Here is a 4,159-nt window from a genome sequence, read left to right as displayed (position 1 = left end):
ACAGGGACAACATCCTATTCACCGCCAATCTCACCAATCTAGCCACTATCGGGCCGAATGGCAGCGAAGCATTGCCGGGCGTCGTCCACGTCGATCGGACGCGGTTCATCTGGCAGGACCGCATGTTCGAACGCATCAAGTTCACCAACTACTCCGCGCGCGAGGTGGTTCTGCCGGTCCGGCTCGACTTCGACGCCGATTTCCGTGACATGTTCGAGGTGCGCGGCACTATGCGTAGCCGCCGCGGTCGCGCGCATGACGCACTGGTCGGCGAGGCGAGCGTAACGTTCCGATATGAAGGCCTCGACAATGTGGCTCGTCAATCGGCCATCGCATTCTCGATCAAGCCCGATCAGGTGCACCCCGATCACGCCGATTTCCTCATTGTCGTGGCAAAGCGTGACAGCAGAGCATTGTACCTGGAGGTCGGCCACAGCGAAGAAACCCCTTCCAGCGACCGCTTTCGCGCGGCCGCTGCGCGAGCCCGCTTCGCCATGCGCTCAAAGCGCCGGCAGGGCGCCACCGTCTTCAGCTCCGGGCGCGTGTTCAATGACTGGTTGACACGCACGCGCGCCGACATCGCGCTGCTGACGACCGATCTGGAGACCGGGCCATACCCGTATGCCGGCATCCCTTGGTTTTCGACGGCTTTCGGCCGCGACGGCGTCATTTCCGCCTTGCAGATGCTTTGGCTCAATCCGGACCTTGCTCGAGGGGTCCTGGCCTTCCTTGCCCACTATCAATCGACCGAGACCTCTGTATTCGACGATGCCGAGCCTGGCAAAATCATGCATGAAACCCGCAAGGGGGAAATGGCCGTGCTGCGCGAACTGCCGTTCGGCCGCTACTATGGCGGCGTCGACACCACGCCACTCTATGTCTACCTGGCTTCGTCCTACGCCGATCGCACCGGAGACGAGGCGTTCGTCGATCGCATGTGGAACTCCCTGGGCGCTGCCACTGCGTGGATGGAAGAGGTCGGAGCCCGCAACGGGGATGGCTTTGTAACCTACAACAGGGCGGCCGACACGGGTCTGTTCAACCAAGGCTGGAAGGACAGTTCCGATGCCGTCTTCCATGCCGACGGCACGATCCCCAAAGGACCGATCGCATTGGTTGAGGTGCAAGGTTATGCCTTCGCCGCATATCAAGGGATGGCGGCGCTGGCCGCCAGGCGGGGCGACGACGCAAAGGCGGCGCACTGGAGCGCCCTGGCAGAGAGGATCCGTCAGGCAGTGGAGACGCATTTCTGGATGCCGGACCGCGATTTCTATGCTTTGGCAATCGACGGACAAGGCAAGCAATGCGCGGTTCGCACGTCCAATGCCGGTCACCTGCTTTATGTCGGGCTGCCGGCGGCGGAACGGGCTCAGTCAGTCGCCACCCAGCTGCTCTCTGGTCATCTCCATAGCGGTTGGGGCGTTCGCACACTGGCCGACGACGAGATCCCATTCAACCCTATGTCATATCATAATGGCTCGATCTGGCCGCACGACACCGCACTTTGCGCCTCCGGGCTCGCCCGCTATCACGAGCGCGACAGCGTCGTGAAGCTGATGAGCGGCATGTTCGAGGCGGCGGTCCGTTTCAACATGCGCCTGCCGGAGCTGTTTTGCGGCTTTACGCGCGCGGCGAGCGATTCACCGGTGGCCTACCCGGTCGCATGTCTGCCGCAGGCATGGTCGGCAGGCTCCGCGTTCATGATGCTGCAGGCCTGCCTGGGCATCCGGGTCGACGGCTGGAAACGCGAGATCACTGTGGAACGCCCGCGGCTGCCGATCGGTATCGACAACATTGTTATCCGCCATCTGGCCATCGGCGAGGCGAAAGTTGATCTCATCTTCGAGCGCATTGGCGACCGCGTGGTGTGCTATCTCGACCATCGCCATGAAGGGCTGGTGCCTCTGGTGGTGCGCTCTTAGCGCAGGCCGGCTAGCGGCCACTGGGGTTAGCCGCTGTCAGCTGATGGCTAGCAAGGGCGCGCGCGCCCAAGCTAGTCTTGAGCACCTCCAGGAACACAATGTCGCGGGAAACGTTGCAAAGACAAGTCATCGTCTTTGAGGAAGCCATGGCGATCCGTCGAAAAGCTGAGGAAGCTGGTATTTTTGATCCATCCGAGTTGGCTCTGCTGGCTCGAGCGTTCGAACACCTCAAGCTTGAAAGTCAATCGACTGGTCAGCGTGAGGCGCTCGCGTCTCGCATTATTGCCAACTACATGGCCGGCGTGATCGACGAGGCAGAACTGATTTCCCTATCAAGGCAGCCGTTGGGCCGATGACGCTGCCCACCCGCTTGGCGGGCCGTTGCTGCTATGCGGCGGGTGAGGGCGCGTAGCGGCTGCCAAGCGAATAGCGGCTGCCGACATAGGTGAGATTGTTGACGGTCGCGACCGCCGCGCCCGACCAGGTCCGCCGATGCAGGAGCAGGCAGGGGTCGCCGGGCCGAATCATCAGATGGCGGGCCGCCATCTCTTCTGCGGCGACGGCCGAGATCACGTGCTCCACTTCCGTCAGCGGCGTCGCCCGCTGCAGATAGTCGTAGGTGGTGGTCGCAACGAAATTTTGCCGATGGTAGTCCGGTGCGAGAGCCGGATTGACAAAGCGCTCCTCGAGCTGGACAGGCACCTCGTCTTCGAAATGCACGATGATCGAATGGGCGACCGGTCTGCGGCGCGTGAACTCGAAGGCGACAATGAGGTCCAGCGCCGGGTTGCGGATCTTCTCGAGGACGACGACCTCGGCCCTGTGGCGTGCGCCGCGCGCGGCGATCTCGCCGGCAATGTTCCTGATTTCGATGAGGGCCGATTGCGGTTTCGGCGGCGCCACGAAGGTGCCTACGCCCTGGATGCGCAGGAGGTGGCCTTCCGAGGTCAGTTCCCTCAGCGCCCGGTGCACAGTCATCCGCGAGACGCCAAGCGTGCTGACCAGCTCGTTTTCGGAAGGCAGCCTGCGGTCCTTCGGCCATTTGCCGCTGCCGATGTTGCCGAGCACGTAGTCCTTGACCTTTTCGTAGAGGGGCCCGGCGGTTTCGGGAAGCCTGATCATCATCCTCTCTCCATTCGGATGATGGTCTTCAACCCGCCGCTCGTGCCTGCGATCAGGCGCTGGTAGGCGGCGGGAATCTCGCCGATCACGATCTCTTCGGACACGAAGCGCGACAGCGCGGGGGCGAGATCACCAAGCATCGCGACGGCCGGCGCAAGCTCGTCGGCGAAGGCGTGGCAACCGACAAGCGCGGTCTCGCGTTCGACCAGGAGGTTGGGGTCGAGATCGAGGCGGCCATGCGATATGCCGACCAGCGCCAGCGTGCCACCCCCGGCCAGGAGCTCGAGCAGTAGCGCCATCACCGCCACGTTTCCCGTCGCGTCGATGGCATGGCGCAGATTGGGATCACAGGGCAGGGCGTCCAGGTCGACGACGGTCGCGCCGCTCACCTCGGCCACAAGATCCGCACGCGCCGCATTGCGGTCGGCGACCAGGACCGGCCTCTCACCGTGCCGCGACAGGAGCAGCGCAGCCAGCCCGCCGATCGGGCCGCAACCGGCGATAAGTACCGGCACCCCGGCCGGCGCCGACAGTCGCCGGACGGCGTGCAGGGCGACCGCCAGCGGCTCCGCCATGGCGGCGATTGCGGGATCGAGCGCCGGGTCGTGGCGCAGGAGCAGCCGCGCCGGCAGCTCCGTCTCTTCCGCGAAGCCGCCGTCGCAAACCTCGCCTACAAAGCCCAGTCTGGCACAGACATTATGCAGGCCGGCCCGGCAAGCAGGACATTCGCCGCACCAGAAACGCGAATCGGCGACGACCCGATCTCCGCAGGCCAACTGGGACACGCCGGCGCCCACGGCTGTCACCTCGCCGGCGAACTCATGCCCGGCGACGCTCGGCGCGCGGCTGATCCACTGACCGGTGCGGAAGTTGTGGAGGTCCGAGCCGCAGATGCCGGCAGCCGCCACTTTGAGCCGCACCCAGCCAGGAGCGGGTTCGCCGGGAGACGGGACATCCTCAACCCGCAAATCGCCCGCCGCGTGGAGTCTGGCAGCCTTCATCGTCGCTACCGCACCAGATATCGGTCGCGCACGTCGGAGACGGCGTGTTCATGCGAGGAGAAGCCTTCGTAGCGGGCAAGCGTGCGGGCATGGCGCGCGAATTCCGGATAGGCC

General features: G+C 64.4%; 4 protein-coding genes. 2 read left to right on the top strand and 2 right to left on the bottom strand.

What is annotated here, in order from left to right:
* Together EOA86_RS24820 and EOA86_RS24815 are read left to right on the top strand one after the other, a co-directional pair.
* On the top strand, positions 1–1,922 hold a 1,922-nt coding region (locus tag EOA86_RS24820), incomplete at its 5' end, for an amylo-alpha-1,6-glucosidase (RefSeq protein WP_128344085.1).
* Positions 1,923–2,068: 146 nt separating this feature from the next.
* Positions 2,069–2,278 carry a hypothetical protein gene (locus EOA86_RS24815; RefSeq protein ID WP_065007948.1) on the top strand — a complete coding sequence of 70 codons (210 nt, stop codon included), beginning with the start codon at positions 2,069–2,071 and terminating at the stop codon, positions 2,276–2,278.
* Positions 2,279–2,309: 31 nt separating this feature from the next.
* Here EOA86_RS24815 and hutC read toward each other — a convergent pair whose 3' ends face one another.
* Both hutC and EOA86_RS24805 read right to left on the bottom strand, forming a co-directional pair.
* Positions 2,310–3,044, bottom strand: a complete 735-nt coding sequence (gene hutC / locus EOA86_RS24810; protein WP_029355923.1) for a histidine utilization repressor — start codon at positions 3,042–3,044, stop codon at positions 2,310–2,312.
* Positions 3,044–4,045 (bottom strand): alcohol dehydrogenase catalytic domain-containing protein, encoded by a 1,002-nt coding sequence (locus EOA86_RS24805; RefSeq protein ID WP_128344083.1) that lies wholly within the window; start codon positions 4,043–4,045, stop codon positions 3,044–3,046. Before EOA86_RS24805 ends, hutC begins: the two co-directional genes overlap by 1 nt.
* Between the last annotated feature and the right edge of the window lie 114 nt (positions 4,046–4,159).

The organism is Mesorhizobium sp. M5C.F.Ca.IN.020.32.2.1 (genome assembly GCF_004023105.1).
GTDB lineage: Bacteria > Pseudomonadota > Alphaproteobacteria > Rhizobiales > Rhizobiaceae > Mesorhizobium > Mesorhizobium wenxiniae.
This window is presented reverse-complemented; position numbering and strand designations above follow the sequence as displayed.